Here is a 26,996-nt window from a genome sequence, read left to right on the forward strand (position 1 = left end):
GTCGCCATGCCTTTCGTCGGCACGCCGTCCGTCGCCGTGCCGTGCACCTTGCGGACGCTGGCCGGGGCGGCCGCCCGGGCGCCCCTGTCGCTGCTGGGCGGGGGGAGGGCCCGCGTCGCGGCGGCCAGCGTCGGTGCGGAGATCCTCGCGTGGCAGCGCCACCTTGATCAGCCGCTCGATGTCACGGAGATAGCTGAGCTCCTCACCGCCGGCGACCAGCGAGATCGCGGTGCCGTCAGCGCCGGCCCGCGCCGTGCGGCCGATGCGGTGGACATAGGTCTCGGGCACGTTTGGCAGGTCGAAATTGATGACGTGGGTGATGCCATCGACATCAATGCCGCGGGCGGCGATGTCGGTGGCGACCAGGGTGCGGATCTCGCCCGACCGGAACAGGCCCAGCGTGCGTTCGCGATGGTTCTGCGACTTGTTGCCGTGGATGGCGCTGGCGGGGATGCCCGCCTTCTCGAGCGTCTTCACGACCTTGTCGGCGCCGTGCTTGGTACGGGTGAAGACCAGAGCCCGGTTGACCGGTTCTTCCTTCAGCAGCCTGGCGAGGAAGGACGGCTTGGCGGAGAAGTCGACCTGGATGATACGCTGGTTGATCCGCTCGGCGGTCGAGGAGACCGGGGTCACCGCGACACGGGCGGGGTCACGCAGCATGGCATCGGCGAGCTCGGCGATGTCCTTCGGCATGGTGGCCGAGAAGAACAGCGTCTGTCGCTTGATCGGCAGCTTGGCGACGATTTTGCGGATATCGTTGATGAAGCCCATGTCGAGCATGCGGTCGGCCTCGTCCAGCACGAGGAACTCAACGCTTCCAAGCTTCAAGCCGTTGCTCTGCACGAGGTCGAGCAGCCGGCCGGGCGTGGCGACCAGAACCTCGACGCCTTGCATCAGCGAGCGGACCTGGCGGCCCATCGGCACGCCGCCGATGGCAAGCGTCGAGGACAGGCGGATGTGGCGGCCATAGGCGTTGAAGCTGTCCAGGATCTGGCCGGACAGTTCGCGGGTCGGCGACAGCACCAGGACGCGGGCGGTCTTGGGCTGCGGCTTGATGCGGTTCTCGAGCAGGCGATGCAGGATCGGCAGCGCGAAGGATGCGGTCTTGCCGGTGCCGGTCTGGGCGATGCCGACGACGTCGCGGCCGGTCAGCGCCAGCGGCACGGTCTGGGCCTGGATCGGGGTGGGAGTGACGTAATTCTCTTCACGAAGAGCGCGCGCGATGGGTTCGGCGAGGCCGAAGTCCTGAAACGAAGTCAAAAGGGGGTTCTTTCCATGTCAAAAGCGGGCGCCCGGCGCATTCAGCGCGGCGCGCGCAAAGGGGTGTCGAGAAGACACCTGCGTGTTTGGGGTGTCGGATGGCTTGGGAGATATGGGGCAAGCCAGAGGCCCACAGGGGGCTTAAGAACACGCGGCTCGCTACGACCCCCTGATTCGCAAGAGGTCTCGCCCCTCATATGGAACATCGCCGGGGCGCTTTCAAGGCAAGCAGGCCACAAACGACGATTGCGGTGCAGAAATAGTTGTGCCGTTAATTTAGCCAAAACAAGGGATTTGCATATAAAATAGCCTGCCTGCCGCTTTCGCATACATTCCAACCGCCCATGATTTAGGCAGAGGGATGGCGGCGAAACTAGGAATCCAAGGAATTATACAAGTAAAAACAATAACTTGATGGGTGTTTAGTCCATGGCACGGTTCTTGCGAATCCGTTAATCGCAGGCGGCCGTGGGGCCGTTTCGCAGCGTTTTTCACGGCTGCGTCAGGGAGACGATACACTCATGCTTAGCAAATGCACTCACGATATAGCGGCGTCATTTAGCCGCCGCGGCGTGCTCGCCGCGACCGCCGCGCTGATGGTCGGTCTGGCGTCATTGACCGGCGCCAAGGCCGCGGACGATACCATCAAGGTCGGCGTGCTCCACTCCCTGTCCGGCACCATGGCCATCAGCGAAACCACGCTGAAGGACACCATCCTCTTCCTGATCGACGAGCAGAACAAGAAGGGCGGCGTTCTCGGCAAGAAGCTCGAAGCCGTCGTGGTCGACCCCGCTTCGAACTGGCCGCTGTTCGCCGAGAAGGCGCGCGAGCTGATCACCAAAGACAAGGTGTCGGTGGTGTTCGGCTGCTGGACCTCGGTGTCGCGCAAATCGGTGCTCCCCGTCTTCAAGGAGCTGAACAGCATCCTGTTCTACCCCGTGCAGTACGAGGGTGAGGAGAGCGAGCGCAACGTGTTCTACACGGGTGCTGCGCCGAACCAGCAGGCGATCCCTGCGGTAGACTACCTGATGAAGGAAGAGAAGGTGAAGCGTTGGGTGCTCGCGGGCACTGACTACGTCTATCCGCGCACCACCAACAAGATCCTGGAAGCCTATCTGAAGTCGAAGGGCGTCGCCCAGGAAGACATCATGATCAACTACACGCCATTCGGTCATTCCGACTGGCAGACGATCGTGGCCGACATCAAGAAGTTCGGCTCGGCCGGCAAGAAGACCGCGGTGGTCTCCACCATCAACGGCGATGCCAACGTTCCCTTCTACAAAGAGCTCGGCAACCAGGGCATCAAGGCGAAGGACATCCCGGTCGTCGCGTTCTCGGTGGGTGAGGAAGAGCTCGCCGGCATCGACACCAAGCCGCTGGTCGGCCATCTCGCCGCCTGGAACTACTTCCAGTCGATCAAGTCGCCGGAGAACGAGAAGTTCATCAAGGCGTGGCAGGCCTACACCAAGAATCCGAAGCGCGTGACCAACGATCCGATGGAAGCGCACGTGATCGGCTTCGACATGTGGGTCAAAGCGGTCGAGAAGGCGAAGTCGACCGATCCCGACAAGGTGATCGATGCTCTCCCGGGCATCGAAGCCAAGAACCTGACCGGCGGTACCTCCAAGATGCTCCCGAACCACCATATCACCAAGCCGGTGTTCATCGGCGAGATCAAGGGCAACGGCCAGTTCGACGTGGTCTGGAAGACCCCGAGCCTCGTCCCCGGCGATGCCTGGTCGAAGGAGCTCGACGGCTCCAAGGACCTGGTCGGCGACTGGGTCGGCAAGAAGTGCGGCAACTTCAACACCAAGACCAACAAGTGCCTCGGCTCGGGCTCCTGATCCCGATCTGACGCGTCCTTGCAAGCTCGGAGAGGGCGGCGATCCCGCCGCCTTCTCCACCCATTTCTGCCGGGATCAATCACAGTGCCAGCCCATTTGTCCGCTCGCCTATGTTCGCTCGTCCTCTCGCTGTTCCTGATCGCGTTCGCGCTGCCGGCCTTCGCCGGCCCGTTCGAGGATGCCGTCGCCAAGTTCGCCAATGACGATTTTTCCGATACGGAAGAGGCGATCGGCGCGATCGCGGGCAGCGGCAATGCGCTGGCCTTCCCCATCATCAGCGCGCTGCAGGACGGCCGCCTCATGGCCGATCCCGACAGCAAAAAGGTTTACGTCACCGGCGCCGACGGCAAGTCGATCGACGCCGCGACCGGTCAGCCCGTGGCCAGCGTGCCCGACGGCGCGAGCGCGGTTCGCCTCAACAATCGCCTGCGCCGCAGCGTGGACGCTGCGCTCGGCAGCCTGACGCTTCAATCGCCCGATCTGTCGACGCGTCTGCAGGCCGCGCAGTCGGTGTTCAAGTCGCATGAGGAGACCGCGCTCGATGCCGTCGATGCCGCCCTCGCCAAGGAAGGCAACAGGTCCGTCAAGACCGCGCTCGGCGAAGCCCGCGCGGCCATTCTGCTGTTCAAATCGGACGCGACCGAGGTCGAGAAGCTCGAAGCAGTCGCCACTCTCAAGGCGCGCGGCGACCAGGAGGCCCTGGCGCTGCTCACCGGGATGGGCGACCAGCCGGCCTCGGTGACCAAGGCTGCGGCGAGCGCGATCGGCTCGATCCAGAGCTCGCTGGCGGTCTGGTCCATGGTGCAGAACGCCTGGTACGGTCTCTCGCTCGGCTCGGTGCTGCTGCTCGCCGCGATCGGCCTCGCCATCACCTTCGGCGTGATGGGCGTCATCAACATGGCCCATGGCGAGATGGTGATGATCGGGGCCTACACCACCTTCGTGGTGCAGGAGGTGATCCGAACCCGCTATCCGGGCCTGTTCGACTATTCGTTGCTGATCGCGGTGCCGCTCGCCTTCCTCGTCGCCGGCGCCATCGGTGTCCTGATCGAGCGCAGCATCATCCGCTTCCTCTACGGCCGCCCGCTGGAGACGCTGCTGGCAACCTGGGGTCTGTCCCTCGTGCTGCAACAGGCGGTGCGCACCATGTTCGGCCCGACCAACCGCGAGGTCGGCAACCCCTCCTGGATGAGCGGCGCCTTCGAACTCGGCCAGATCACCATCACCTATAACCGGCTCTGGATCCTCTGCTTCACGCTCGCCGTGTTCGTGATCCTGCTCGCGATGCTGCGCTACACCGCGCTCGGCCTCGAGATGCGCGCGGTGACGCAGAACCGCCGCATGGCGGCCTCGATGGGCATTGCCACCTCGCGCGTCGACGCACTGACCTTCGGTCTCGGCTCGGGCATTGCCGGTATTGCCGGCGTGGCGCTGTCGCAGATCGACAATGTCAGCCCCAATCTCGGCCAGAGCTACATCATCGACAGCTTCATGGTTGTGGTGTTCGGCGGGGTCGGCAATCTCTGGGGCACCCTGGTCGGCGCCTTCACGCTCGGCATCGCCAACAAGTTCCTGGAGCCGGTCGCCGGCGCTGTGCTCGGCAAGATCGCCATCCTGGTTCTCATCATCCTTTTCATTCAAAAGCGCCCGCGCGGATTGTTCGCGCTCAAGGGCCGTGCGGTGGAAGCATGACCCCTCACATGCTGACGCGATCGCTGGACCGCAGCGCGACGATCTTCCTCGCCGTCGTCGCGGCCTGCGGCATCCTCATCCCCCTCTCCAACCTGCTGCTGCCCGCGGGCTCGTTCCTGCAAGTGCCGACCTATCTCGTCGCGCTCTGGGGCAAATATGTCTGCTACGCCATCCTGGCGCTCGCGATCGATCTGATCTGGGGCTATTGCGGCATCCTCTCGCTCGGCCACGGCGCCTTCTTCGCGCTCGGCGGCTACGCCATGGGCATGTATCTGATGCGGCAGATCGGCACCCGCGGCGTCTACGGCAATCCGATCCTGCCCGACTTCATGGTGTTCCTGAACTGGGAGAAGCTGCCCTGGTACTGGTACGGCTTCGACATGTTCTGGTTCGCGGCGCTGATGGTGCTGGTCGTGCCGGGCCTGCTCGCCTTCTGCTTCGGCTGGCTCGCCTTCCGCTCCCGCGTCACCGGCGTCTACCTGTCAATCATCACGCAGGCGATGACCTACGCGCTGCTGCTCGCCTTCTTCCGCAACGATTTCGGCTTCGGCGGCAACAACGGCCTGACCGACTTCAAGGACATCCTCGGCTTCAACGTGCAGGCCGAGGGGACGCGGGCCGCGCTGTTCGCGCTGAGTTGCCTTGCGCTGATCCTGGGCTTCCTGATCTGCCGCGCCATCGTCTCTTCCAAGCTCGGCAAGGTCTTGATCGCGGTGCGTGACGCGGAATCGCGCACGCGCTTCCTCGGCTATCGCGTCGAATCCTACAAGCTGTTCGTGTTCACGGTGTCGGCCTGCATGGCCGGCGTTGCCGGCGCGCTCTACGTGCCGCAGGTCGGCATCATCAATCCATCCGAATTCGCTCCCGGCAATTCGATCGAAGCGGTTATCTGGGTCGCGGTCGGCGGCCGCGGCACGCTGGTCGGCGCCGCGCTCGGGGCGGTCGTCGTCAACTACGCCAAGACGTTCTTCACCTCCGGCATGCTGGCGCCGTACTGGCTCTTCATGCTGGGCGCGCTGTTCATCCTGGTGACGCTGCTGCTGCCCAAAGGCATCGTCGGCACCTTCTACGCCTGGTGGGATCAGTCGAAGGACAAGCGCACCGCAGCGGCAGCAGTGAGCGCCGCGGCCGAAGACGGCGTGGCCGAACCCAAGATGGCGGAGTAGCGGTCATGAACGTGATGGACACCCGCACGACCTCCGCAATGCTCTATCTCGACGGCGTGCACGTCTCCTTCGACGGCTTCCACGCCATCAACAATCTGTCGCTGACGCTCGAGCCCGGCGAGATGCGCGCCATCATCGGCCCGAACGGCGCCGGCAAGACCACGATGATGGACATCATCACCGGCAAGACCAAGCCGGACGAGGGCACCGTGCTGTTCGACGGCGTCACCGACCTGACGCGGCTCGACGAGACCCGCATCGCCGAGCTAGGCATCGGCCGCAAATTCCAGAAGCCGACGGTGTTCGAGAGCCAGACCGTGCAGGACAATCTCCTGCTCGCGCTCAATGTCGATCACTCGGTGCGCGGCACCTTGTTCTGGCGCGGCAGCAAGGCCGAGGCCGAGCGCATCGACAAGGTGCTGGAGACGATCCGCCTCACCGAGGCCCGCAACCGCCTCGCCGGCAGCCTCAGCCACGGCCAGAAGCAATGGCTGGAGATCGGCATGCTGCTGGCGCAGGATCCGAAGCTGCTCCTCGTCGATGAGCCCGTCGCAGGGATGACCGACGTCGAGACGCATCTGACCGCCGAGCTGCTGAAAGAGATCAACAAGACCCACACCGTGATGGTGGTCGAGCACGACATGACCTTCGTGCGCGAGCTCGGCGTCAAGGTCACCTGCCTGCACGAAGGCACCGTGCTCGCCGAAGGAACCATCGACCAGGTCTCGTCCAACGAGCGGGTCATTGAAGTTTATCTGGGGAGATAGTGAATGGCGAATAGGGAATGGCGAATGGATTAGCCGCTTCTCTTATTCGCTACTCGCCATTCGCTATACGCCCGCAAAGGTGTTTCCGATGCTTGAAGTTAAAGACATCAACCTGTTCTACGGCGCCGCCCAGGCGCTGCGCGGCGTCTCGATCTCGGCCGAGCCGGGCAAGGTCACTTGCGTGCTCGGACGCAATGGCGTCGGCAAGACCTCGCTGCTGCGTGCCATGGTCGGGCAATATCCGATCTCCTCGGGCGCGATCATGCTCGATGGCAGCGACATCACCGGGCTGAAGCCCTATGAGAGGGCCCGCAAGGGCATCGGCTTCGTGCCGCAGGGCCGCGAGATCTTCCCGTTGCTGACGGTCGAAGAAAACCTCAAGACCGGCTTCGGCCCGCTGAAGCGCGAGGACAAGCACATTCCGGACGACGTGTTCTCGCTGTTTCCGGTGCTGCAATCCATGCTCGGCCGGCGCGGCGGCGATCTCTCCGGCGGTCAGCAGCAGCAACTCGCGATCGGGCGCGCGCTGGTGATGCGGCCCAAGCTGCTGTTGCTCGACGAGCCGACCGAAGGCATTCAGCCCTCGATCATCAAGGACATTGGCCGTGCCATCTCTTATCTGCGCAATCTCGGCAACATCGCGATCGTGCTGGTCGAACAATATCTCGACTTTGCCTGCGAACTCGGCGACAGTTTCGCGGTGATGGATCGCGGCGCGGTGAAGTTCACCTGCGACCGCTCCAATCTCGACGCGAGCGAAATCAGCCGCCAGATGGCGCTCTAGGCCATTCTGCCGCGACCGGCTGGGGAGGCGGATGCGCAGCGACGTTTCGCTCACATCAGGGGTCTTCGAGGCGAACCGCGCCCGCGGCGCGGTGCGCTTCGACGTACATGCGCGCGACGGCGTGACACGGCGCGGGGCCTTGCATGAATCAGGCTCGCTGCGCGTGCGCTTTCCCTCGCCGGAAGGCGAGGGGCTGTCCGGCGTGTTCGTCAACACGGCCGGCGGGGTCGCCGGCGGGGACAATTTCGATATCGACATCGCGGCCGGCCAGGGCTCGCGACTGACGCTGACCACTGCGGCGGCCGAAAAGGTCTATCGTGCGCCCGGGGCTGCGGCGCAGCTCGGCATCGCCTTGAAGGTCGACGCGGACGCGCATCTCGCCTGGCTGCCCCAGGAGACGATCCTGTTCGATCGCGCGCGGGTTCACCGCCGCTTCGATATCGCGCTCGATGAGACTGCTTCGCTCCTGCTTTGCGAGATCGTCGTGTTCGGCCGCACCGCCATGGGCGAGCGGATGGAGCAGGGCGAGTTCGTCGACCGCTGGCGGCTGCGGCGTGGCGGCAGGCTGGTACTCGCCGAGACCGTCAGGCTCGACGGCAATATCGGCGCAAAACTTGGACGATCAGCCGTTGCCAAGGGCGGCGCGGCGATCGGCACGGCCCTGATCGTACCTGGCGACGAGGCCCTGGTCGAGCGCATCCGCGAAGCCTCGGATTCATTCTCCGGCGAGGTCGGTATCTCGGCCTGGAATGGCTTTGCAATGGCGCGGTTCTGTGCCCAAGATGCGGCGTGTTTGCGCGCCGACATGATGGCGGTGCTGGCGCGCACCGGCGCGGTCCTGCCGCGACTGTGGCTGAATTGACCGGTTGAATTGATGCGTTGAACGGAAGAGATGCTGCATGAATCTGTCTCCCCGCGAAAAGGACAAGCTTCTGATCTCGATGGCGGCCATCGTGGCCCGCCGCAGGCTGGACCGCGGCGTTAAGCTCAACCATCCCGAAGCGATCGCGATCATCTCCGACTTCATCCTCGAAGGCGCCCGTGACGGCCGCACCGTCGCCGAGCTGATGCAGTCCGGCGCGCAGGTGCTGACCCGTGATCAGGTGATGCCGGGCATCCCCGAGATGATCCACGACATCCAGGTCGAGGCGACGTTTCCTGACGGCACCAAGCTCGTCACCGTGCACGAGCCGATCCGTTGAAGCGTGAAATTGTATCAACATCGTCATGCCCGGGCCTGTCCCGGGCATCCACGACCTTCGAACCGAGTGGCACGACGTGGATGGCCGGGACAAGCCCGGCCATGACGCAGCGGAGCAAGACGAGGTAGCACATGATCCCCGGCGAGCGCTTCATCCAGGACGGCGAAATCGAGCTCAATGCCGGCCGCAAGACCGTGACGTTGACGGTGGCCAACACCGGCGACCGTCCGATCCAGGTCGGCTCGCACTACCATTTCTTCGAGACCAACCCGGCGCTGAAGTTCGATCGCAAGAAAGCCCGTGGCATGCGCCTCGACATCGCCGCCGGCACCGCCGTCCGCTTCGAGCCCGGCCAGACCCGCGACGTGCAGCTCGTCGCGATGGCAGGAAAGAAGACGATCTACGGCTTCCGCGGCGACGTCATGGGGAAGCTGTGATCTCAGCAGGAACGAGCGTTGTGCGGCACGGTTGAGGCGGAAATGGAGGTTCTTGCCATGCTGTCACCTGTCCGCCTCATCTCCGAAGCCGCCGACCTCGCCGCGCAGCGCCACAATGGCATGGCCCGCAAGGGGCGAGGTCAGGAGCCCTACATCAATCATCTCGCCGAGGTCGCGAATCTGCTGGCGACGGCGACCGACGGCACTGATGCCGAGCTGGTCGCGGCCGGCTGGCTGCATGACAGCATCGAGGACACCGACACCACGCGCGAGGAGCTCGCTCAAAGGTTCTCCGAGCGAGTCGCGTCGCTCGTCACCGAATGCACCGACGATATGACCCTGCCGAAGGCCGAGCGGCGGCAGAAGCAGATCGAGGACGCGCCCCGCAAATCGCCGGGCGCAAAGCTGATCAAGATCGCCGACAAGATCAGCAATACAGGCGCACGCATTCAAACTGACCTAACGGCCAAGGAGCGCAACGATCTCGCCGACTACGTCGGATGGGCCACGCAGGTCGTTGCAGGCTGCCGCGGCGGCAATGCGTGGCTCGACGAGAAATTCGATGATGCCGTGAAGGCGGCGAGGGCCGTGCTGTGAGCCATCAAACATTCAATCGCAAACGGGGCTTGTGATGTCCGTCAAAATAAAGCGTTCCGTCTATGCCGACATGTTCGGCCCGACCACCGGCGATAGGGTGCGGCTGGCCGACACCGACCTCATCATCGAGGTCGAGAAGGATTTCACGACTTATGGCGAGGAGGTGAAGTTCGGCGGCGGCAAGGTGATCCGTGACGGCATGGGGCAGTCGCAGGTCACCAACAAGCAGGGCGCGGCCGACACGGTCATCACCAATGCCCTGATCGTCGATCACTGGGGCATCGTGAAGGCCGACGTCGCGATCAAGGACGGCCTGATCTCGGCGATCGGCAAGGCCGGCAATCCCGACATCCAGCCCGGCGTGACCATCATCATCGGACCGGGCACCGACGTGATCGCGGGAGAAGGCAAGATCCTCACCGCCGGCGGCTTCGACAGTCACATCCATTTCATCTGCCCGCAGCAGATCGAGCACGCGCTGATGTCAGGCGTCACCTCGATGCTGGGTGGCGGCACCGGCCCGTCGCACGGCACTTTCGCCACGACCTGCACGCCGGGGCCGTGGCACATGGGACGGATGATCCAGTCGTTCGACGCATTCCCGGTCAATCTCGGCATTTCCGGCAAGGGCAACGCCTCGCGCCCGGCCGCGCTGGTCGAGATGATCAAGGGCGGCGCTTGTGCGCTGAAGCTGCACGAGGATTGGGGCACGACGCCGGCCGCGATCGACAACTGCCTGTCGGTCGCCGACGATTACGATATCCAGGTCATGCTGCATTCCGACACGCTGAACGAATCCGGCTTCGTCGAGGACACGATTAAGGCGTTCAAGGGCCGCACCATCCACGCCTTCCACACCGAGGGCGCCGGCGGCGGTCACGCGCCTGACATCATCAGGGTCGCTGGGCTGAAGAACGTGCTCCCGTCCTCGACCAATCCGACGCGCCCCTTCACGCGCAACACGCTCGACGAGCATTTGGACATGCTGATGGTGTGCCATCACCTCGATCCCTCGATCGCGGAGGACCTCGCGTTCGCTGAGAGCCGCATCCGCAAGGAGACCATTGCCGCGGAGGACATTCTGCACGATCTCGGCGCGCTCTCGATGATGTCTTCGGACTCCCAGGCCATGGGCCGTCTCGGCGAGGTCATCATCCGGACCTGGCAGACCGCCGACAAGATGAAGAAGCAGCGCGGGTCTCTGCCGCAGGACAAGGGCAAGGACAACGACAATTTCCGCGTCAAGCGCTACATCGCCAAATACACCATCAATCCCGCGATCGCCCATGGCGTGTCCAAGCTGATCGGTTCGGTGGAGAAGGGCAAGCTCGCCGATCTCGTGCTGTGGTCGCCGGCCTTCTTCGGCGTCAAGCCTGATTGCATCGTCAAGGGCGGCAGCATCGTCGCGGCGCCCATGGGCGATCCGAACGCTTCGATCCCGACGCCGCAGCCGGTGCACTACCAACCGATGTTCGGCGCCTTCGGCAGGGCGCGGACGGCGTCTTCCGTGGTGTTCACCTCGAAAGCCGCGATCACCGGCGGCCTCGCGCGCAAGCTCGGCATCGAGAAGAAGCTCTATGCGGTCCAGAACACCCGCAGCAAGATCTCGAAGAAGAGCATGATCCACAACGACGCCACGCCCAATATCGAGGTCGATCCGGAGACCTATGAAGTGCGCGCCGACGGCGAGCTGCTCACCTGCGCGCCCGCGGAGGTGCTGCCGATGACGCAGCGATATTTCATGTACTGAAATAGCGCCTCAACGCATGTCCCCGGGGGGATGTTGGGAGCGCCTTTTCAAGTTTTGCGTTCGGTCCCGCCTGGTCTAATGTCTCGCCCGGTATCGTAACCTGAGAAGAAAAGCCGGGAGGATTTCTCGTGATCTACGTCGTTGCCACCCTGACCATCAAGCCCGAAACGCGTGCCGAATTCATCGCGGCAGCCACCGCCTGCATCAAGGAGACGCGGAAAGAGCCCGGCAATATCGCCTATGACATGCATGAGAGTGTCACCGACCCCAGCAAGATGGTGTTCGTCGAGCAGTGGGAGAGCGCCGAGGCACTGGTGCCGCATCGCGCCATGGAGCACATGAAGACGTTCGGCCGCGTCGCGGTGAAGTGCTTCACGGCGCCGCCGAAGATCGAGGTGATCACGCCCGAGAAGGTCGAGACACGGTAACGGGGTAAACGCATGATCCGGGCGACGCAGATCAAGGGGCAGCACCGCTTCACGGAAGCGCCGGCGGATACGGTCGTGCTCGATTTCGACGATCGGCACCGCCGCCGCATGGCGATGACGGGCACGCGGGGGCTCGAATTCCTGCTCGACCTGGAGAACGCCGTCGCGCTGCGCGGCGGCGATGCACTGGTGCTGGAGGACGGCCGGCTGGTCGAGGTGGTCGCTGCGCCCGAGCCGCTGCTGGAGATCCGCGGCCGCGATCCGCACCACCTCATCCGCGTCGGCTGGCATCTCGGCAACCGCCATTTGCCGACGCAGATCATGGCCAAGGCCTTGCGCATCCGCCGCGACCACGTCATCGAGGCGATGGTAAAGGGGCTCGGCGCGCGCGTGATCGAGATCGAAGCACCGTTCGATCCCGAGGGCGGCGCCTATGCCGATGCCGGCCACGCGCATGGACACGTCGACCATGCGCATCACGATCATGGCCACCATCATGATCATGGCCATCACGATCACCATGATCATCACCATCATGGCCATGCCGGGTATGACCATGGTCACGACCACCACCATCACCACGATGAGCATTGCGACCACCCCGATCATCACCACGGCCACAAGCATGCTCATGACCACAAATGAGCCGGTCTGTGCCGATGACCTCGCCGAGCACGAGGCGGCGGCGCTGTACCGGTTGATGACCTGGCTGTCGCCGGCCTTCCCGGTCGGCGGATTCTCCTACTCCAGCGGCATCGAATGGGCGGTCGAAGCCGGCGACATCACCGATATTGCGACACTGGCCGACTGGCTCGACGCCATGCTCGGCGACGGCTCGGGCTTCTGCGATGCGACGTTCCTGGTCCATGCCTATCGCGCCGCCGAAGCGGACGAGACCGCCACCTTGAACGAGATCACCGAGCTCGCGGCCGCCTTCGTGCCGTCGCGCGAACGACAGCTGGAAACCACCTCGCAAGGCCGCGCCTTCGTCGATATCGCCCGCGCCGCCTGGAATGCCGACGGGCTGGATGCCATGATTGCGGCATGCCGCACGCCATTGGTCTATCCAATCGCGGTCGGCGTGGTCGCAGCACAGCATGGTGTGCCGCTGGCGCCGACGCTGCACGCGTTCCTGCATGCGCTGGTCTCGAACTGGATTTCCGCGGCCAGCCGGCTCATTCCGCTCGGCCAGACCGACAGCCAGCGCGTGCTGGTGAAGCTAGAAGCCGCCGTCGCCGCGACCGCAAATCGTGCGCTGAATGCGACATTGGATGATCTCGGCAGCGCGACGTTTCGCGCCGATCTCGCCAGCCTCCGGCACGAGACGCAATACACGCGGCTGTTCCGGTCGTGAGCGGATTTTTGCGATTGTCGTCCCGGCCTGCGCCGGGACGACGTTAGGAAAGAGCGAGCGACATGTCGAAATCTCACGGCCCCTTGCGTGTCGGTGTCGGCGGCCCGGTCGGATCGGGCAAGACGGCGTTGATGGACCTGCTTTGCAAGACCATGCGCGAGCGCTATGACATCGCCGCAATCACCAACGACATCTACACCAAATGGGATGCGGAATTCCTGGTGCGCTCGGGCTCGCTGACGCCGGATCGCATCGCGGGGGTCGAGACCGGCGGTTGCCCACACACGGCCATCCGCGAGGATGCCTCGATGAATCTCGCCGCGGTCGCGGACATGCGCGCGAAATTTCCCGGCCTCGATCTGGTGCTGATCGAATCAGGCGGAGACAATCTGGCTGCCACTTTTTCCCCGGAACTGGCCGACCTCACCATCTATGTCATCGATGTGGCCGCCGGCGACAAGATCCCGTCCAAGGGGGGGCCGGGCATCACCCGGTCGGATCTCCTCGTCATCAACAAGATCGATCTGGCCCCCCATGTCGGCGCCTCCCTGGAAAAGATGGAAACGGATGCCAAGCGCATGCGGGGCGAGCGGCCTTTCGTCATGACCAACCTGAAGCAGAGCCAGGGGCTGGATCGCATTGTCGGCTTCATCGAGACCAAGGGCGGGCTGACCCGGGCGGGCTGACGCGACGACTTGGCGCAGGCGTTTTTCGCCATAACGCCGGGCTTCGGGCCGCAACTGCGGAACAAATTTCGGACACGGCGATTAACTACCTCCTGAGCCTCTGGCGCATCCTGCGCCGGCCGGATGCGGCCGGCCGGATTAAGCTTTTCAGGCGACCTACGTTGCGTACTGATGCCTCCTCCTCCATTATCTCCGCCATTGGGGTCCACCCTGTTTCGGCACATGGCCGTTCGAGCGGCGTTCATATGCTCTGTGTTTATTGCCGACCCTTTGCTTTCGCTTGAGTAGTCGCGTGGTCCGGCTGGGTTTCATCATCGGCTTCATCGCTCTGCTCGGAGTCTTGCTCTCCGGGCTTGCGGCCTATCGCGTCCACGATCAGGAGTTGGCGCTGGACCGGATTGCGCTTGCGCGTGCGATCGATGTTCACGCAAGCCTGGTTCAGGACCGTCTCACCGAACGGGAGTTGCTGGCGCGTGTCGCCTCCGGCCTGTTCCGCACGCCATCCGTGATCAAGCCGAACATGCTGGAGCCGTTGCGCTCCGCCATCTACGCCTTCAAGACCGACTTCGTGGTCGCGGGGTGGATTGCCCGATTGAAGCCGAACGAACTCGCGGCGGCGCAGGCTGCCATTGCCGGCGCCGGCTTTCCGCAGCCTCAGATCCGCGCCTATGACGACAAGCCGATCAATCCGGTCGATGTCACCCAGCCGATCGACGTGCTGTTGGATCTCGAGCCGCGGAGCAACGAGACCAAGGGACTGCCCGGCCGCAGCTACGATCAGGATCCGGTTCGCAGCGCCATGCTGACGCGCGCTCGGGTCGAGAAACGGTCGATCGCCTCGGACCCGATCCCTCTGCTTCGCCGCGACGGGCCGATCGGCGTCATCGTGGCGGCGCCGGTCATTCCCGAGGGAGCGACGGAGCCGGCCGGGTTCGTCACGTTTTCCTACGAGCTTGCCACGCTGATGCTGACCAACGACGACATGTCGTTGTTCTCGGTCGCGCTCAGGGATCCGCGCAAGGGTGGCAGCGAGCTCGTTGCCAACGATCAAGGCGTGGTCTCCGCGCGCGTAGCGGCGACAGACGGACAGGCGCCGTCGGCGACACGCACGGTGAGCTTCGGCGGCCGCGATTGGCAGCTCAGCTATTACGCAAAAGCCAATTCGGCCCGGCGCGCCGAGCAGACCGCCATCATCGTTGCAGCGATCGGCTTCGCCATCACCGCGATGGTGTGCGGCCTGTTCGGCTATGTCGCCTACAACAATCTGCGGCTCAGTCGCGAAATCCAGGTGCGGATCGGCTTCGAGCGCCGGCTGACCGCCGTCATCGACGAGCTCAACCACCGGGTCAAGAACATTCTGGCGGTGATCCAGTCGATCGTGACGCGCACGCTGCGTCACGGCTCGGACATCGACGTCGCGCGCGAGCTCCTGATCGGCCGCATCCACGCCATGTCCAACGTGGTCTCGCTGCTCAGCGAGAGTCAGTGGCAGGGGGTCAAGCTGAAAGGCTTGTTCGAGGCGCGCGCCATCCCGCATGCCGATCGCATCGCTGTCACCGGCCCCGACATTGCGGTCAGCGCGCGCGCGGCGCAGAGCCTGTCGTTGTTGTTCTTCGAGCTCGCCTCGCATTCCGACGAAGGCCTGTCGCTGGTCGGCAAGCATCCGAACATCACCGCCAACTGGACGGTGACGGGCGAGGGCGCCGACGAGATTTTCAATTTCCGCTGGGAGGAGTTCAACACCAGCGAGGCGACGCGCCGTCCCGATTCCGATTTCGGGCTGATCCTGCTCGACCGCGTCGCGCCCGAGGCGTTAGGGGGCACCGCCAAGCGCTATTTCACCGACGTCTCCTATGTCTACGAGTTGACCGCGCCGATGGAGACGGTGGTCGACATGACCGAGCGCGACCGCACCGACAAGCTCTCGGCGCCGGTGCGGCCCGTGCGAGGCTAAGCCTTCGGCCGCAACACCAGATCGACCAGCTTGCGCGCATAGGCCGGCGTGATCGGTGCAATGCCGAAGACGTAGCGGTAGAACAGGCCGCCATAGATCGCGTCGTAGAGATCCTCGGGCAACCCCTCGGCTAGGATGCTGCCGTCGTTCTGGCCCGCGGCAATCATCTCCACCAGCGCGTCGCGGCGGAATTGCAGATAGCGGGCGTAGAACAGCTCGGCGGAGCCGGTCTTCGAGATGCATTCAGAGATCACGGCGAGCTGCACCTTGCCGAACTCGCCCTGCAGCGCCTCGGCATAGGCCGCGGCATGGCGGCGTGCGCGCGCGGCCGGCGTACCGGAGCTCTCCGGAGGCAGCGGCAGCATCTGTGCAGCGTGGTACAGGAAGGCGTCGATCAGAAGCGCCTCGCGCGAAGGCCACCATTTGTAGATCGTCATCTTGGAGACGTCGGAGTGGCGTGCGACGGCGTCGATGGTGGTGGCGGCAAGGCCGGTGGCAGCCATCAGCGCATAGGCGCTTTCGAGGATGGCGTTGGTGGTCTCGATCGATCGCGGCCGGCCGCGCCGGGGCGGCGTGCTGCCAGCCCCTTCATCCTCGATTTTCGCCATGAGCTGGCCTGGTCTCCTCGCGCATTCCGCTCCCGCTTCGCATAGCCCAGCTACGGCGGCGGGCCTAGGGGAATCGGACTTTGCTACGTCTGCTGCCGCAGGGCGGCAGGCAGGTCCTGCCACTTCGACCAGGAGATGTAGTAAGCGACCGCGGTCATGGCGGCGAAGCCGGCAAGGCTCACCACGATCTGCATCGCCACCAGATTGGGCCCGGTGATCAGGATGAGATGGCCGGCAAAGGACAGGAACACGCCGACGCAGAACACAGCGAGCCATTCCTCGCCGCATCGGATGACCGCCTGAAGCGGCTTCAATTGCAGGCCGGGATGATCGGCTGGAATGAGATGTGTCGCGAGGAACGCGAGCGCGAGGAAGTGAAGCACGCGATAAGGCGCGAGATTTTCCTTGTCGGTTGGTGCGATGCCGTCGAGGAGCAGGCTCGGCAAATAGGTCGACAATGCCGGCGAATGGCGCATCAGGGTGACCGCCATCGCGAAGACGATATAGGTCCCTGCGGCGATCCGCAGCCAGGGCATGCCGCGTAGCGATTTGCCGGGCGCGCCTGTCACGGCGAACCAGCCGCCCAGCACCATCAGCATCTGCCAGCACAGCGGATTGAAGGTCCATTCCTGGTCCGGATAGACCCGGAAATTCCAGTCGAACCAGCGCGCGGCGAGATACAGCGCGACCGATGCCGCGAGCGTCACGTTCGGCCGCCGCAGCAGGCCCCACAGCACGAGCGGATAGAAAGCCATCAAGGGGATCATCAGTTGCAGGAGGTCGAGGTTCAGCGGCTCCTCCTGGAGCACCAGGCCGCGGATCAGGATGCGCAGCGGGTGCTCGAGGATCCCCGAGATGTTGTATTCGTGGATGATCTCCGGCGCCATCGATTGCCGGGCGACATAGGCAATGGTGTCGATATAGATCACGAACAGCACGACATAGGCGGCGTAGAGCCGCCAGACGCGGCGGAAGATACGCGTCGCCGCGACGACGTAGCCGCGCTCCAGCGCCATCCGGCCGTGAATGATGGCGACACCATAGCCCACCACGAACACGAACAGATCGGCGGCGCCGCTGAAGCCGAAGTTTCGCAACGTGAGCAGGTTGACGATGTTGTTCGGGATGTGGTCGACGAAAACCGACCAATTGGCGATGCCGAGCGTCAAATACAGCCTGGCGTCGGGTTGGAAGGCGGCGAGGTTCGCCTTGACGGACGGTTTCATCGCGAAAAAGACTTTTGGAATCAGGGGCGACGCTTTTAGCGGCAACCGCCCGCCCATCCGAGTAGCGTTTGCGTGATGACGGCCGACTTCCCTGCGCGTGGCGCAAGATGCGCGGCGTGCCCTCGTCCGGAATTCCGATAGATGCGCGCGGCGCACTTACAACGAAATTTTCTGCCCCGCCCGAAGCGTCATTCAGCGGGCTCGGCCTGCGCCTCGTCGGAAACACCCGCGCGGCTGGCCATGATTCCGAGTGCGACGCCGCCGATCGCCAGGATCGGCAACAGCCGCTTGATACCGATGGCGCGGACGATCTGGAGGCCCGTGGCGAGCAGCATGGGATCTGCGAGCATGCTCTGCGCCGTCGACTTCGCGGCACGCTCGGCCGCGATGTGAGCTTCCTTGCGCAGCTGCCGCTTATACGCCCAATAGCTCACTGAGGCTGCCAAGGTGAGCAAAAAGAAAACGCCGGCGCCCGCGAGGCAGGCCTGCACCGGGCCATACTTCTCGAGGACCGAGATGAACGCGGCCGCGCACAGGAAGCATGTGGTGATGAAGAGCGCGAAGGCCGCGCCGGCAGCCAGGGAGGTCAGCCGCACCGTCGTGCCGGTAGAGGCACTGATTCCGTCAATGATGCGTTGAAACATGGCCTTGCTCCTCAATCCCCGACAAGCCAAAACACCAGGCGCCGGCATCGGCGGCACGGCAGCGCCGCCGTCTCAATGTTCGTTCCGAAACTTACCGGCGCCAGGCGACACCGATCAGGAAACCGATCCCGAGCGCCAGCCCAACCGTCGCGAGCGGGCGTTGCGTGATCGCATCTTCCAGCGTCTCCTCGATCGAGCCGTAGGCGTCGTGCGCAGCTTCCATCATCGCGCTGCCGCGCTCGGACATGTCGTCCATTGCGGAGTCCACGTTCTCGCGCGCTTGGCGATAGCCTCGGCGAGCCTGCTTGCTGGTGGAATTGGCGAAGGTATTGAGCGCGTCGGTGATCTGGTCGGTGAGGGCGGCGATATCGCTTTTCACGGCTGCTACATCCTTTTCGAGACGTTCTCTGGTGGCTTTGTCGGTCCAGTCCTTCATCCCGGCTTCGGCATTGGGCGTGGACATCGGGAGCTCCAAACTGTTGCGGCTGAGATAGCCGGAGAACGTTTCGTCGTCGGGGAAGTTCCGTTCACGGAAACCGTCAGGCCTGCGGCAGATGCGGCGCATCCGCCGGCAGCAGATGCTCCTTGAGGATCAGCGCGACGATGAGCAGCGGTGACGACAGGAACGCGCCCATCGGACCCCACATCCAGGTCCAGAACGCCAGCGCCAGCAGGACCGCAAGGGCATTCAGCGCCAGGCGGCGGCCGATGATGGTCGGCGTGATGAAGTGCCCCTCCAGGAAGGTGAGGCCGCCAAAGGCGAGCGCGGCCATGAGGCCGCCGCCGATGGTGGGGAAAGCGACGAGGCCCACCACCACCAGCACCACGAACATCGCGACCGGTCCGATGATGGGGATGAAGTTGAGCGTTGCCGCTAGCGCGCCGAGCCCGGCCGGATTGGGCATGCCGGTGAGCGCGCAGATGAGGCCGGTGCCGACGCCGACGCCGATGTTGATCAGGGTCACGGTGAGCAGATAGTTGCCGAGATGAACCTCGATCTCGTTGAGAATGCGCAGCGTGCGCAGGCGCGCGTCGCGGTCGCTGAACGTCATGATCATGGCCCGCCGCAGGTCGCGCCAGCTGGCGATGAACAGGATGAGGGTGACGAAGAACAGCAGGAATTCGGTGAAGGTCGGCGACAGGAATTCAAGCGTCGGCTGCACCCATTCGACCTTCGGCATATGGATGCTGGGAAATCCTTCCGAGCCTCCGATCATGGTTTGCAGCTCGCGCCACAACGCCAGCGGCCGGTCGAATACGTGCAGCTTGTCTCTCAATTGCGCGCCGAGCTCGGGCAGGCGCGTGCTCCATTCCATCACAGGCGAGGCGATCAGCGCCACGACAAAAGCGACCACCGCGGTCCCGGCGATCACGATCAGGACGGCACCGAGCGCGCGCGGCACCTTGCACCGTTCGAGGAAGCTCGCCGCCGGCGACAGCATGGTGCCGGTGACGAAGGCCATCACCACGGGCAGGAAGAACGCCCTTCCGACATAGAGGACGGTGAGGACCGCGATCAATAACAGGCCGGCGAGTGCGAAAGCGACGAACTCCGTGCGGCGAATGACCGGCGGTAGCTCGGTGTGGCTGTCGGGAAGCGGTTCGCCTTCGCTGTTGCTGGGAATCAAACGTTCGCTGGGTAGGACGCGCACAATATCTCTCCCGCACGGAAGGCTAGCGATCCGCGCGCCCATTGACGCTTCCATAACGGACGGATGCCGCGACGGTTCCATCGCGCCTTCGTGAAGATGTGCTCGCTTGACTGTGACTTGGCTGCCGTAAACGTCGGGGGAACCCGAGTCGGTCGGGCCGCGTTTGTTGGAGGCAGCATCACCCCAGATGCACATCCAACGGGGCAGCACATGACAAGGTTCTCTCTCGCCCGCCGCTTTTCACCGCGCGCCGTCACCACCTGTGCATTCGCGACCGTATTGCTCAGTTTGCCCCTCGCTGGTGCGAGCGCGCAGACGTTCGGCTATGCGCCGATGCAGCCGCCGGCCTATCCGCAGGACCAGGGCTATTCCCAAGGTTATTCCCCGGGATACCCGCAAGGCTACTCCCGAGCCGACGTCAACGAGGCGCCGCAGGCTGCCGACGAGGACGCCCAGCTGCCCGACCGTCTGCGCAGGCAGATCGTCAGCTTCGACCGGAGCGAGCCCGCCGGTACCATCGTCATCGATACCAACAACACCTATCTCTATTACGTGCTCGGCCAGGGCCGCGCTATCCGCTACGGCGTCGGCGTCGGCCGCGAGGGATTCACCTGGTCGGGTGTGCAGAGCGTCAGCCGCAAGGCGGAATGGCCGGACTGGCATCCCCCGGCTACGATGATCGCGCGCCAGCCCTATCTGCCGCGCTTCGTCGCCGGCGGCCCGGGCAACCCGCTCGGCGCGCGTGCGATGTATCTCGGCTCGAGCGAATACCGCATCCACGGCACCAACGATCCCAGCACCATCGGCAAATTCGTTTCGTCCGGCTGCATCCGCATGACCAATGAGGACGTCATCGACCTGTTCGGCCGCGTCAATGTCGGTGCCAAGGTCGTTGTGCTGCCGAAGAACGCGCCTCTGATGGCCAGGGGAGGTGATTCCGTGCGCAAGCGTCCGGCCGGGACCGCGCTGCCTTCGGGCCGGCAGGCGCTGAACATTTCGGCGTCGTCGGTGAACTAACCCGCATTCGGGACGAAGCGCGCCTTTGGTTTGAATGAGGTCACATGACTACACGCTCGATCGCCAAGCTAGCCGGCGTTGCCGGGGCCTTTGTCGCGATAACTTGTCTCGGTCTCGCGCTGGCGCCGTCGGCGCATGCACAAGACTTCTTCTCTCAATTGTTCGGTGGTTTCCGGATGCGGCCGCCGCCGGAGATCCGGACACCGTTCCCGCATGACGACATGCCGCGCTACGACGTACCGCGACAGCGGGCCGCCTATGGCGGCGGCACCGCCTATTGCGTGCGCGGATGTGACGGCCGCTATTTCCCGGCGCAGGGAAGCGATGCCGAAAGCAAGGCGCAATCCTGCAAGAGCTTCTGCCCGGCGTCCGAAACCTCTCTGGTCTACGGCAGCAATATCGACGACGCCACGACGGAGAAGGGAAAATCCTATTCCGACTTGCCGAATGCCTTCCGTTATCGCAACGAGATCGTCGCGGGCTGCACCTGCAACGGCAAGGATCCGGCGGGGCTCGCCCAGGTCAAGGTCGAGGACGACCCCACCTTACGCAAGGGCGACATCGTCGCGGGCGCCGGCGGCCTGGTGGTCGCAACGCGCAATGCCAACGACCGCCGCGGCGTCGCGATGAATTTCTCGCCGTTGCCGGAATCGGTGCGGGCCAGATTCCGCCAGGTGCCGGTGGTGGCGAAGGAATAGAGGAAGGTCTTCGATGTCGTCCTGGCTTTCGCCAGGACGGCGTCGCGAGCGGCGCGTTGGCGTGCTACGCCGCGCGGATTTTGCCCAGGAAATCGCTGACCTGCTCACCGAGCTGGCGGCTTTGCGTCTCGAGCGTCTCCGAGGCGTGCTTGACGTTCTCCGCAGCACCGGCTGCGGCGTCCGCATCGGCTTTGACGCCCGTGATATTGTCCGAGACGTTCTTGGTGCCCTGCGCCGCATATTGGGTGCTGCGGGTGATCTCCTGCGTGGCTGCGCCCTGCTCCTGCACGGCAGCCGCAATCGCGGTCGCGACCTCGTTCACCTCGCCGATGATGCCGCCGATGGCCTGAATGGCGTTGATGGCGTCGCCAGCGACCTTCTGGATGTCGGCGATCTGCTCAGAGATCTCTTCGGTCGCCTTCGCGGTCTGGCTCGCCAGCGATTTCACCTCGGAGGCGACGACCGCAAACCCGCGACCCGCTTCGCCGGCACGCGCGGCCTCGATCGTGGCGTTGAGCGCGAGCAGATTGGTCTGCGCCGCGATCGTATTGATCAAGCCGACGACCTCGCCGATGCGACCCGCCGATTGCGCCAGCCCCTGCACGGTGCTGTCGGTTTCGCGCGCCTGGTTCACGGCGCGGCTGGCGATGCCTGCGGCATGGGCGGCCTGTTGGCTGATGTCGTTGATCGAGGCCGAGAGCTCCTCGGCGGCGGCGGCCACGCTGTCCACGCTCATGGAGGCGTCATTGGAGGCCTTGCCGGCCACCTGGACACGGTCATTGGTCTGTCGCGACACGGCGGAGAGGTCGCCCGAGGTCTTGCGCATCTCGCCGGAAGCTTCGCTCAATTCGCCGAGCGTCTTGCGTACCGCTCCCTCGAATTCGCCGACATAGGCCTCGACCGCGCGCTGGCGCGCGGCCGCGCCGACATTGCGTTCGCGCTCCTGCGCCTCGATCCTCAGTTTCTCGGCGGCCTGCTGCTTGAAGGTTTCCAAGGCGCTGGCAAGGGCACCAATCTCGTCCCGGCGGTCGAGATAGCCGCTGTCGACGGCAAGGTCACCGCTGGCCACCTTGAGCATCGCATCGCGGATGGTGTTGAGCGGGTGGATGACACGACGGTTGACCAGGATGACCGCCCCGATAGCAAGTCCGATCGCGAGCGCCAGGAGAGTGAGCTGCAGCATCAACGCGCGCTGCGCCGAGCTGTGCTGCTCCAACGCATGCGTCTTTGCGGCATCGAGCGCGGCTTCCGCAACGGCGACCGCGCTTGCGAGGCGGCCGACCGTGAACGGGCTCCATTGATTGGCCGTCATCTCGGCCTTCTCGCCCTTTACCAGTGTGTCTGCGAGACGATCGCGCAGGGCGAGATATTGTGGGTCGAAATAGGCGGTCTTGACCCCGGCCAGTGCCGAGGCGAGCGCGGGCGGCAATTGCATGCCCGAGGTCGACAATTCCAGCGCCTTCCACATGGCGGCGGTACCGCCGACATGTTGCGTGTAGCTATAGCGGGCCTCAGGCCCGATCTTGCCGGCGCCAAGCCCGGTCGAGATCACCAGAGACGCTTCGCCGCCGGTGTTGCGCAGCAGCCAGGCGGTCTGCTTGATCGCCAGCAACTGGTCGATCACGGCGTCCTGGTGATTGACGGTGGCGGCCAGGCCGTTGGAGAGCTTGTCGAGCGTTTCGAGCAGGCCCTGGGTTGTCTCCATGTATTCCTTGGGCAGGCCGGCACGGCGCTGGTCCTTGGGCTTGGCGACTTCCTCCCAGAACTGTTTCTGCTGCTCGCTCAGCAATTTGTAGAGCCGCGCGAGCTCCGGCACCAGCGTGCCCGATTGCGGGAAGCTCATCATCGGCAGCAGTTCGAGCGCGCGCGCCATGGCCGGCATCTCGGTATCGCGCAATCCACGGAGATATTTCTCGATCTCAGCGTCCATCGGCTCGGTCGCGTTCAGCAGCCGGTTGGTGGTGGAGCGATCGGTGCGCAGATTGTGCATCGCCTTGAACAGGTCGGCGGACGCGCCCGCGATCTGCGAGATCCGGCTCGCGGTTTTCAGGCGATCCCAGGATTCGTAGGCGGTGAGCGAAAGCGCGATCACCACGCAGACCGACGTGATCGCGATCACCGCCTTCAACAGCGCGGATACGGTCAGACGATTCAGCATCGAAGTCCCCCAATTCCCATTGCAAAGTTCGCGAAGACGCCCGGCAACATCGACAAATGGGCGCGTAGCGGCGCCGGCGATCGCATGGTTTTGCGGCCGACGGCCCTGACGGTTTCTGCATCTGAGAGCAAAAGGGTAAAGTTTTAGGCAGGCCGGCCGATCGTAAAACTACGGAAATACTAGAAGTTGCAAGGGGTTGCCGAGGTGGAACCCATGAGGGAGGTGCGCGTTAGGACAATGTCAGCTATTTGCCTGAAGGGGGGTCCTAGCGATGCTGGTCGGCGTACTCGTCACCTTTCTCGTCGTCATTCTCGTGCTTTATCTCATCAACATGCTGCCGATGGACGGCCGCGCCAAGCAGATTGCGCGCGTGATCGTCATCATCATCGGTATCGTGTCGCTGCTGAAATATCTGGCGGTATTCTAGCGGGTTCCAGCCCGGATGAGCGCAGCGATATCCGGGGCGCCGCGACAAGGTCCCGGATGTCGCTTCGCTAATCTGGGCTACACCTCGAAACAAAAGCCCCGGCTTGGCCGGGGCTTCTTTCTTGCTGTCTCAATGCAACGACTTGAGCCAGTCGTCGACGTCCTGGCGGACCTGATCCTTGGCCTTGCCGTAACGTTCCTGAAGCCGGCCCTCGAGCTGTTCGCGCCGACCCTCGATCAGTTGAAGGTCGTCGTCCGTGAGCTTGCCCCATTTCTCCTTGGCCGAGCCCTTGAACTGCTTCCAGTTTCCTTCGATCCGATTCCAGTCCATGACCATCTCCCGTTGGTTGATGGCCCGACAACGCGACCCCCGCGCAGCCAGTTCCGCGGTGCATCGCGACGTTTCGTCCAACAAAAAAGCCCCGGCACGCGCCGGGGCTTTGACGTTTGCGTGACTTCGCTCAGCCCGCAGCCTTGTCATCCAAGAGCCTTGGCTTCGCGGCGGCGCGCGGTGAGGATGTATTCGGTGTACCCGTTCGGCTGCTCGCGTCCCTTGAAGATGAGATCGCTGGCCGCCTTGAAGGCGACGCCGTCGAAGGCGGGCGCCATCGGCTTGTAGATGGGGTCGCCTGCATTCTGCTTGTCGACGACGACGGCCATGCGCTTAAGCGATTCCAACACCTGCGCCTCGGTGATCACGCCCTGATGCAACCAGTTGGCGAGATGCTGGCTGGAGATGCGCAAGGTGGCGCGGTCTTCCATCAGGCCGACATCGTGGATGTCGGGCACCTTGGAGCAGCCGACGCCTTGATCGATCCAGCGCACGACATAGCCGAGGATGCCCTGGCAGTTGTTGTCGATCTCCTGCTTGACGTCGTCGGGCGCCCAATTCGACTTCGACACCGGAATGGTGAGGATGTCCGAGAGCTTTGCGCGCGGCCCGCCTTTGGTCAGCTCCTGCTGGCGCGCAACGACGTTGACCTGGTGGTAGTGCAGCGCGTGCAGGGTCGCGGCGGTCGGGGAGGGCACCCAGGCGGTGGTGGCGCCGGCCTGCGGATGGCCAAGCTTCTGCGCCAGCATGTCCGCCATCTTGTCGGGCGCGGCCCACATGCCCTTGCCGATCTGGGCGTGGCCGGGCAGGCCACAGGTCAGGCCCATGTCGACGTTCCAGTCCTCATAGGCCTTGATCCAGGCCTGCGCCTTCATCTCGTTCTTGCGGATCATCGGACCCGCTTCCATCGAGGTGTGGATCTCGTCACCGGTGCGGTCGAGGAAGCCGGTGTTGATGAACATGATGCGCTTGGAGGCGCGCTGGATGCAGGCCTTGAGGTTGACGGTGGTGCGCCGCTCCTCGTCCATGATGCCGACCTTGAGCGTGTTCTCGGGCAGGCCCAGCATCTTCTCGACGCGGTCGAAAATCTCGCAGGTAAGCGACACCTCGTCCGGGCCGTGCATCTTCGGCTTGACGATATAGGCCGATCCGGTGCGGCTGTTCTTGACCTTGGAGTTGCCCCTGAGATCGTGAATGGCGAGCAGGCCGGAAACCGCGGCATCGAGCAGACCTTCCGGAATTTCCTCGCCCTTCTCGTCGAGCACGGCGTCGGTGAACATGTGGTGACCGCAATTGCGCATCAGCAGCAGGCTGCGGCCATGCAGCTTGAGCTCGCCCTTGCCGTCAGGCGTCTTGTAGAGGCGGTCGGCATTGAGCGCGCGCGTCAGCGTCTTGCCGCCCTTCTCGAAATCGGCCGACAGCGTGCCGTTCATCAGGCCGAGCGTGTTGCGGTAGACCAGCACCTTGTCTTCGGCATCAACGGCAGCGACCGAATCTTCCATGTCCAGGATGGTCGAGACCGCGGCTTCCATGATCATGTCGGCGACACCGGCCGGATCGTCCTTGCCGATCGCGCTGCTGCGGTCGATCTTGACCTCGACATGCAGGCCGTTGTTGACGAGCAGCACGGCGCTTGGAGCTGCCGCAGCGCCCTGGAAGCCAGCGAACTGGGCGGCGTTCTTCAGCGCGGTGGCGTTGCCGCTCTTCAGCTTCACCGCGAGCTGACCTGCGACGACGCTGTAGGCGGTGACGTCGGTGTGGCTGCCAGTCGCCAGCGGCGCGGCGGCGTCGAGGAAAGCCTTGGCCTTGGCGATCACCTTGTCGCCGCGCGCCTTGTTGTAACCCTTTCCGCTCTCGGACGGATCGTGCGGAATCGCATCAGTGCCGTAGAAGGCGTCATAGAGCGAGCCCCAGCGCGCATTCGCCGCGTTCAACGCGTAGCGCGCATTGGTGAGCGGCACCACGAGCTGCGGGCCGCAGATCTTGCCGATCTCCTCGTCGACATCAGCGGTCTCGACCTGCTGCGTCGCCGGCTCCGGGACGAGATAGCCGATCTCCTTCAGGAAGGCGGTATAGGCGCCGAGGTCGAACGCCTTCCCCTTGTTGGCGCGGTGCCAGTCGTCGATCTTGGCCTGAAGCGTGTCGCGGAATGCGAGCAGCGACCTGTTCTTCGGCCCCAGCTCCTTGATGATGGCGGCAAGCCCGGCCCAGAACGCATCCGGTGCGATCCCCGTTTTCGGGGCCGCTTCCTTGGCGATGAAATCGAACAGGACGGGAGCGATCTTCAATCCGTGGGCGTCGACGCGTTTCATGAT

General features: G+C 64.2%; 27 protein-coding genes. 18 read left to right on the plus strand and 9 right to left on the minus strand.

What is annotated here, in order from left to right; genetic code table 11:
• Positions 1-1,260: DEAD/DEAH box helicase (locus SE91_RS00665; RefSeq protein WP_061846214.1), on the minus strand; the 1,260-nt coding region annotated here is incomplete at its 3' end.
• Positions 1,261-1,781: 521 nt separating this feature from the next.
• Here SE91_RS00665 and urtA point away from each other — a divergent pair.
• The 15 genes from urtA (at position 1,782) to SE91_RS00740 (ending at position 15,921) form a co-directional block, all read left to right on the plus strand.
• Positions 1,782-3,104: an urea ABC transporter substrate-binding protein gene (gene urtA / locus SE91_RS00670; RefSeq protein WP_061846215.1), complete on the plus strand. Its 1,323-nt coding sequence runs from the start codon at positions 1,782-1,784 to the stop codon at positions 3,102-3,104.
• 84 nt (positions 3,105-3,188) lie between these two features.
• Complete coding sequence (gene urtB / locus SE91_RS00675) at positions 3,189-4,796, plus strand: urea ABC transporter permease subunit UrtB (protein ID WP_061846216.1); 1,608 nt, start codon at positions 3,189-3,191, stop codon at positions 4,794-4,796.
• Complete coding sequence (gene urtC / locus SE91_RS00680) at positions 4,793-5,962, plus strand: urea ABC transporter permease subunit UrtC (protein WP_061846217.1); 1,170 nt, start codon at positions 4,793-4,795, stop codon at positions 5,960-5,962. The genes urtB and urtC overlap by 4 nt, the downstream gene beginning before the upstream one ends.
• 5 nt (positions 5,963-5,967) lie before the next feature.
• On the plus strand, positions 5,968-6,729 hold the full coding sequence (gene urtD, locus SE91_RS00685; RefSeq protein ID WP_060737172.1) for an urea ABC transporter ATP-binding protein UrtD: 762 nt from the start codon (positions 5,968-5,970) through the stop codon (positions 6,727-6,729).
• A gap of 88 nt (positions 6,730-6,817) precedes the next feature.
• Complete coding sequence (gene urtE / locus SE91_RS00690; protein ID WP_061846218.1) at positions 6,818-7,513, plus strand: urea ABC transporter ATP-binding subunit UrtE; 696 nt, start codon at positions 6,818-6,820, stop codon at positions 7,511-7,513.
• A gap of 31 nt (positions 7,514-7,544) precedes the next feature.
• Entirely contained in the window at positions 7,545-8,375 is an 831-nt protein-coding gene (locus tag SE91_RS00695) for an urease accessory protein UreD (protein ID WP_061846219.1), read from the plus strand.
• A 37-nt stretch (positions 8,376-8,412) separates the two neighbouring features.
• Positions 8,413-8,715 carry an urease subunit gamma gene (locus SE91_RS00700; protein WP_007605424.1) on the plus strand — a complete coding sequence of 101 codons (303 nt, stop codon included), beginning with the start codon at positions 8,413-8,415 and terminating at the stop codon, positions 8,713-8,715.
• A gap of 131 nt (positions 8,716-8,846) precedes the next feature.
• On the plus strand, positions 8,847-9,152 hold the full coding sequence (locus tag SE91_RS00705; protein ID WP_061846220.1) for an urease subunit beta: 306 nt from the start codon (positions 8,847-8,849) through the stop codon (positions 9,150-9,152).
• A 57-nt stretch (positions 9,153-9,209) separates the two neighbouring features.
• Entirely contained in the window at positions 9,210-9,749 is a 540-nt protein-coding gene (locus SE91_RS00710; protein WP_061850851.1) for an HD domain-containing protein, read from the plus strand.
• 34 nt (positions 9,750-9,783) lie between these two features.
• Positions 9,784-11,499 (plus strand): urease subunit alpha, encoded by a 1,716-nt coding sequence (ureC, locus tag SE91_RS00715; RefSeq protein WP_061846221.1) that lies wholly within the window; start codon positions 9,784-9,786, stop codon positions 11,497-11,499.
• Between the two features lie 128 nt (positions 11,500-11,627).
• Positions 11,628-11,927, plus strand: a complete 300-nt coding sequence (locus tag SE91_RS00720; protein ID WP_008546866.1) for a putative quinol monooxygenase — start codon at positions 11,628-11,630, stop codon at positions 11,925-11,927.
• Between the two features lie 12 nt (positions 11,928-11,939).
• The gene (locus tag SE91_RS00725; protein WP_061846222.1) at positions 11,940-12,572 is read left to right on the plus strand and encodes an urease accessory protein UreE; all 633 of its coding nucleotides are present in this window, start codon (positions 11,940-11,942) and stop codon (positions 12,570-12,572) included.
• Positions 12,553-13,281: an urease accessory protein UreF gene (locus SE91_RS00730; RefSeq protein ID WP_061846223.1), complete on the plus strand. Its 729-nt coding sequence runs from the start codon at positions 12,553-12,555 to the stop codon at positions 13,279-13,281. Before SE91_RS00725 ends, SE91_RS00730 begins: the two co-directional genes overlap by 20 nt.
• Positions 13,282-13,343: 62 nt before the next feature.
• Entirely contained in the window at positions 13,344-13,967 is a 624-nt protein-coding gene (gene ureG, locus SE91_RS00735) for an urease accessory protein UreG (protein WP_061846224.1), read from the plus strand.
• A 292-nt stretch (positions 13,968-14,259) separates the two neighbouring features.
• On the plus strand, positions 14,260-15,921 hold the full coding sequence (locus SE91_RS00740; RefSeq protein ID WP_061846225.1) for a CHASE domain-containing protein: 1,662 nt from the start codon (positions 14,260-14,262) through the stop codon (positions 15,919-15,921).
• On the opposite strand, the gene SE91_RS00745 is transcribed toward SE91_RS00740, so the two are convergent.
• The 5 genes from SE91_RS00745 to SE91_RS00765 form a co-directional block, all read right to left on the minus strand.
• Entirely contained in the window at positions 15,918-16,529 is a 612-nt protein-coding gene (locus tag SE91_RS00745; protein ID WP_061846226.1) for a TetR/AcrR family transcriptional regulator, read from the minus strand. The genes SE91_RS00740 and SE91_RS00745 overlap by 4 nt on opposite strands.
• A gap of 83 nt (positions 16,530-16,612) precedes the next feature.
• A complete protein-coding gene (locus tag SE91_RS00750; protein WP_061846227.1) occupies positions 16,613-17,755 on the minus strand; it encodes an OpgC domain-containing protein in 1,143 nt (380 codons plus the stop codon).
• A gap of 188 nt (positions 17,756-17,943) precedes the next feature.
• Positions 17,944-18,399 (minus strand): hypothetical protein, encoded by a 456-nt coding sequence (locus SE91_RS00755; protein WP_061846228.1) that lies wholly within the window; start codon positions 18,397-18,399, stop codon positions 17,944-17,946.
• Positions 18,400-18,490: 91 nt separating this feature from the next.
• The gene (locus SE91_RS00760; protein ID WP_061850852.1) at positions 18,491-18,862 is read right to left on the minus strand and encodes an ElaB/YgaM/YqjD family protein; all 372 of its coding nucleotides are present in this window, start codon (positions 18,860-18,862) and stop codon (positions 18,491-18,493) included.
• Positions 18,863-18,938: 76 nt separating this feature from the next.
• Positions 18,939-20,051 (minus strand): AI-2E family transporter, encoded by a 1,113-nt coding sequence (locus SE91_RS00765; protein ID WP_061846229.1) that lies wholly within the window; start codon positions 20,049-20,051, stop codon positions 18,939-18,941.
• 210 nt (positions 20,052-20,261) lie between these two features.
• Here SE91_RS00765 and SE91_RS00770 point away from each other — a divergent pair, with 210 nt between their 5' ends.
• Together SE91_RS00770 and SE91_RS00775 are read left to right on the plus strand one after the other, a co-directional pair.
• The gene (locus SE91_RS00770; protein ID WP_061846230.1) at positions 20,262-21,068 is read left to right on the plus strand and encodes a L,D-transpeptidase; all 807 of its coding nucleotides are present in this window, start codon (positions 20,262-20,264) and stop codon (positions 21,066-21,068) included.
• 44 nt (positions 21,069-21,112) lie between these two features.
• Positions 21,113-21,766, plus strand: a complete 654-nt coding sequence (locus SE91_RS00775; protein WP_061846231.1) for a DUF2865 domain-containing protein — start codon at positions 21,113-21,115, stop codon at positions 21,764-21,766.
• Positions 21,767-21,830: 64 nt separating this feature from the next.
• Here the strand turns inward: SE91_RS00775 and SE91_RS00780 are convergent, their stop codons facing one another.
• The gene (locus SE91_RS00780) at positions 21,831-23,924 is read right to left on the minus strand and encodes a methyl-accepting chemotaxis protein (protein ID WP_061846232.1); all 2,094 of its coding nucleotides are present in this window, start codon (positions 23,922-23,924) and stop codon (positions 21,831-21,833) included.
• 271 nt (positions 23,925-24,195) lie between these two features.
• Between SE91_RS00780 and SE91_RS35830 the strand changes: the two genes are divergently transcribed.
• Positions 24,196-24,351, plus strand: a complete 156-nt coding sequence (locus tag SE91_RS35830; RefSeq protein WP_008546817.1) for a Thivi_2564 family membrane protein — start codon at positions 24,196-24,198, stop codon at positions 24,349-24,351.
• A 129-nt stretch (positions 24,352-24,480) separates the two neighbouring features.
• Here the strand turns inward: SE91_RS35830 and SE91_RS00790 are convergent, their stop codons facing one another.
• Together SE91_RS00790 and SE91_RS00795 are read right to left on the minus strand one after the other, a co-directional pair.
• A complete protein-coding gene (locus tag SE91_RS00790) occupies positions 24,481-24,681 on the minus strand; it encodes a CsbD family protein (protein WP_008546815.1) in 201 nt (66 codons plus the stop codon).
• Between the two features lie 146 nt (positions 24,682-24,827).
• On the minus strand, positions 24,828-26,993 hold the full coding sequence (locus SE91_RS00795) for a malate synthase G (protein WP_061846233.1): 2,166 nt from the start codon (positions 26,991-26,993) through the stop codon (positions 24,828-24,830).
• Between the last annotated feature and the right edge of the window lie 3 nt (positions 26,994-26,996).

Origin of the sequence: Bradyrhizobium sp. DOA1, from assembly GCF_001593325.1 — a bacterium.
In the GTDB taxonomy this organism is placed as follows: domain Bacteria; phylum Pseudomonadota; class Alphaproteobacteria; order Rhizobiales; family Xanthobacteraceae; genus Bradyrhizobium.

Bases quoted from the DNA above. Each gene is read 5' to 3' on its own strand.
- SE91_RS00710 (WP_061850851.1), top strand. From the start codon at position 9,210: ATGCTGTCACCTGTCCGCCTCATCTCCGAAGCCGCCGACCTCGCCGCG.
- SE91_RS00795 (WP_061846233.1), bottom strand. From the start codon at position 26,993: ATGAAACGCGTCGACGCCCACGGATTGAAGATCGCTCCCGTCCTGTTC.
- SE91_RS00725 (WP_061846222.1), top strand. From the start codon at position 11,940: ATGATCCGGGCGACGCAGATCAAGGGGCAGCACCGCTTCACGGAAGCG.
- SE91_RS00755 (WP_061846228.1), bottom strand. From the start codon at position 18,399: ATGTTTCAACGCATCATTGACGGAATCAGTGCCTCTACCGGCACGACG.
- urtE (WP_061846218.1), top strand. From the start codon at position 6,818: ATGCTTGAAGTTAAAGACATCAACCTGTTCTACGGCGCCGCCCAGGCG.
- SE91_RS00750 (WP_061846227.1), bottom strand. From the start codon at position 17,755: ATGAAACCGTCCGTCAAGGCGAACCTCGCCGCCTTCCAACCCGACGCC.
- SE91_RS00745 (WP_061846226.1), bottom strand. From the start codon at position 16,529: ATGGCGAAAATCGAGGATGAAGGGGCTGGCAGCACGCCGCCCCGGCGC.
- SE91_RS00760 (WP_061850852.1), bottom strand. From the start codon at position 18,862: ATGTCCACGCCCAATGCCGAAGCCGGGATGAAGGACTGGACCGACAAA.
- urtD (WP_060737172.1), top strand. From the start codon at position 5,968: ATGAACGTGATGGACACCCGCACGACCTCCGCAATGCTCTATCTCGAC.
- urtC (WP_061846217.1), top strand. From the start codon at position 4,793: ATGACCCCTCACATGCTGACGCGATCGCTGGACCGCAGCGCGACGATC.
- SE91_RS00705 (WP_061846220.1), top strand. From the start codon at position 8,847: ATGATCCCCGGCGAGCGCTTCATCCAGGACGGCGAAATCGAGCTCAAT.
- SE91_RS00700 (WP_007605424.1), top strand. From the start codon at position 8,413: ATGAATCTGTCTCCCCGCGAAAAGGACAAGCTTCTGATCTCGATGGCG.
- SE91_RS00770 (WP_061846230.1), top strand. From the start codon at position 20,262: ATGACAAGGTTCTCTCTCGCCCGCCGCTTTTCACCGCGCGCCGTCACC.
- ureC (WP_061846221.1), top strand. From the start codon at position 9,784: ATGTCCGTCAAAATAAAGCGTTCCGTCTATGCCGACATGTTCGGCCCG.
- SE91_RS35830 (WP_008546817.1), top strand. From the start codon at position 24,196: ATGCTGGTCGGCGTACTCGTCACCTTTCTCGTCGTCATTCTCGTGCTT.
- SE91_RS00775 (WP_061846231.1), top strand. From the start codon at position 21,113: ATGACTACACGCTCGATCGCCAAGCTAGCCGGCGTTGCCGGGGCCTTT.
- urtA (WP_061846215.1), top strand. From the start codon at position 1,782: ATGCTTAGCAAATGCACTCACGATATAGCGGCGTCATTTAGCCGCCGC.
- SE91_RS00780 (WP_061846232.1), bottom strand. From the start codon at position 23,924: ATGCTGAATCGTCTGACCGTATCCGCGCTGTTGAAGGCGGTGATCGCG.
- SE91_RS00730 (WP_061846223.1), top strand. From the start codon at position 12,553: ATGCTCATGACCACAAATGAGCCGGTCTGTGCCGATGACCTCGCCGAG.
- SE91_RS00790 (WP_008546815.1), bottom strand. From the start codon at position 24,681: ATGGACTGGAATCGGATCGAAGGAAACTGGAAGCAGTTCAAGGGCTCG.
- SE91_RS00695 (WP_061846219.1), top strand. From the start codon at position 7,545: ATGCGCAGCGACGTTTCGCTCACATCAGGGGTCTTCGAGGCGAACCGC.
- ureG (WP_061846224.1), top strand. From the start codon at position 13,344: ATGTCGAAATCTCACGGCCCCTTGCGTGTCGGTGTCGGCGGCCCGGTC.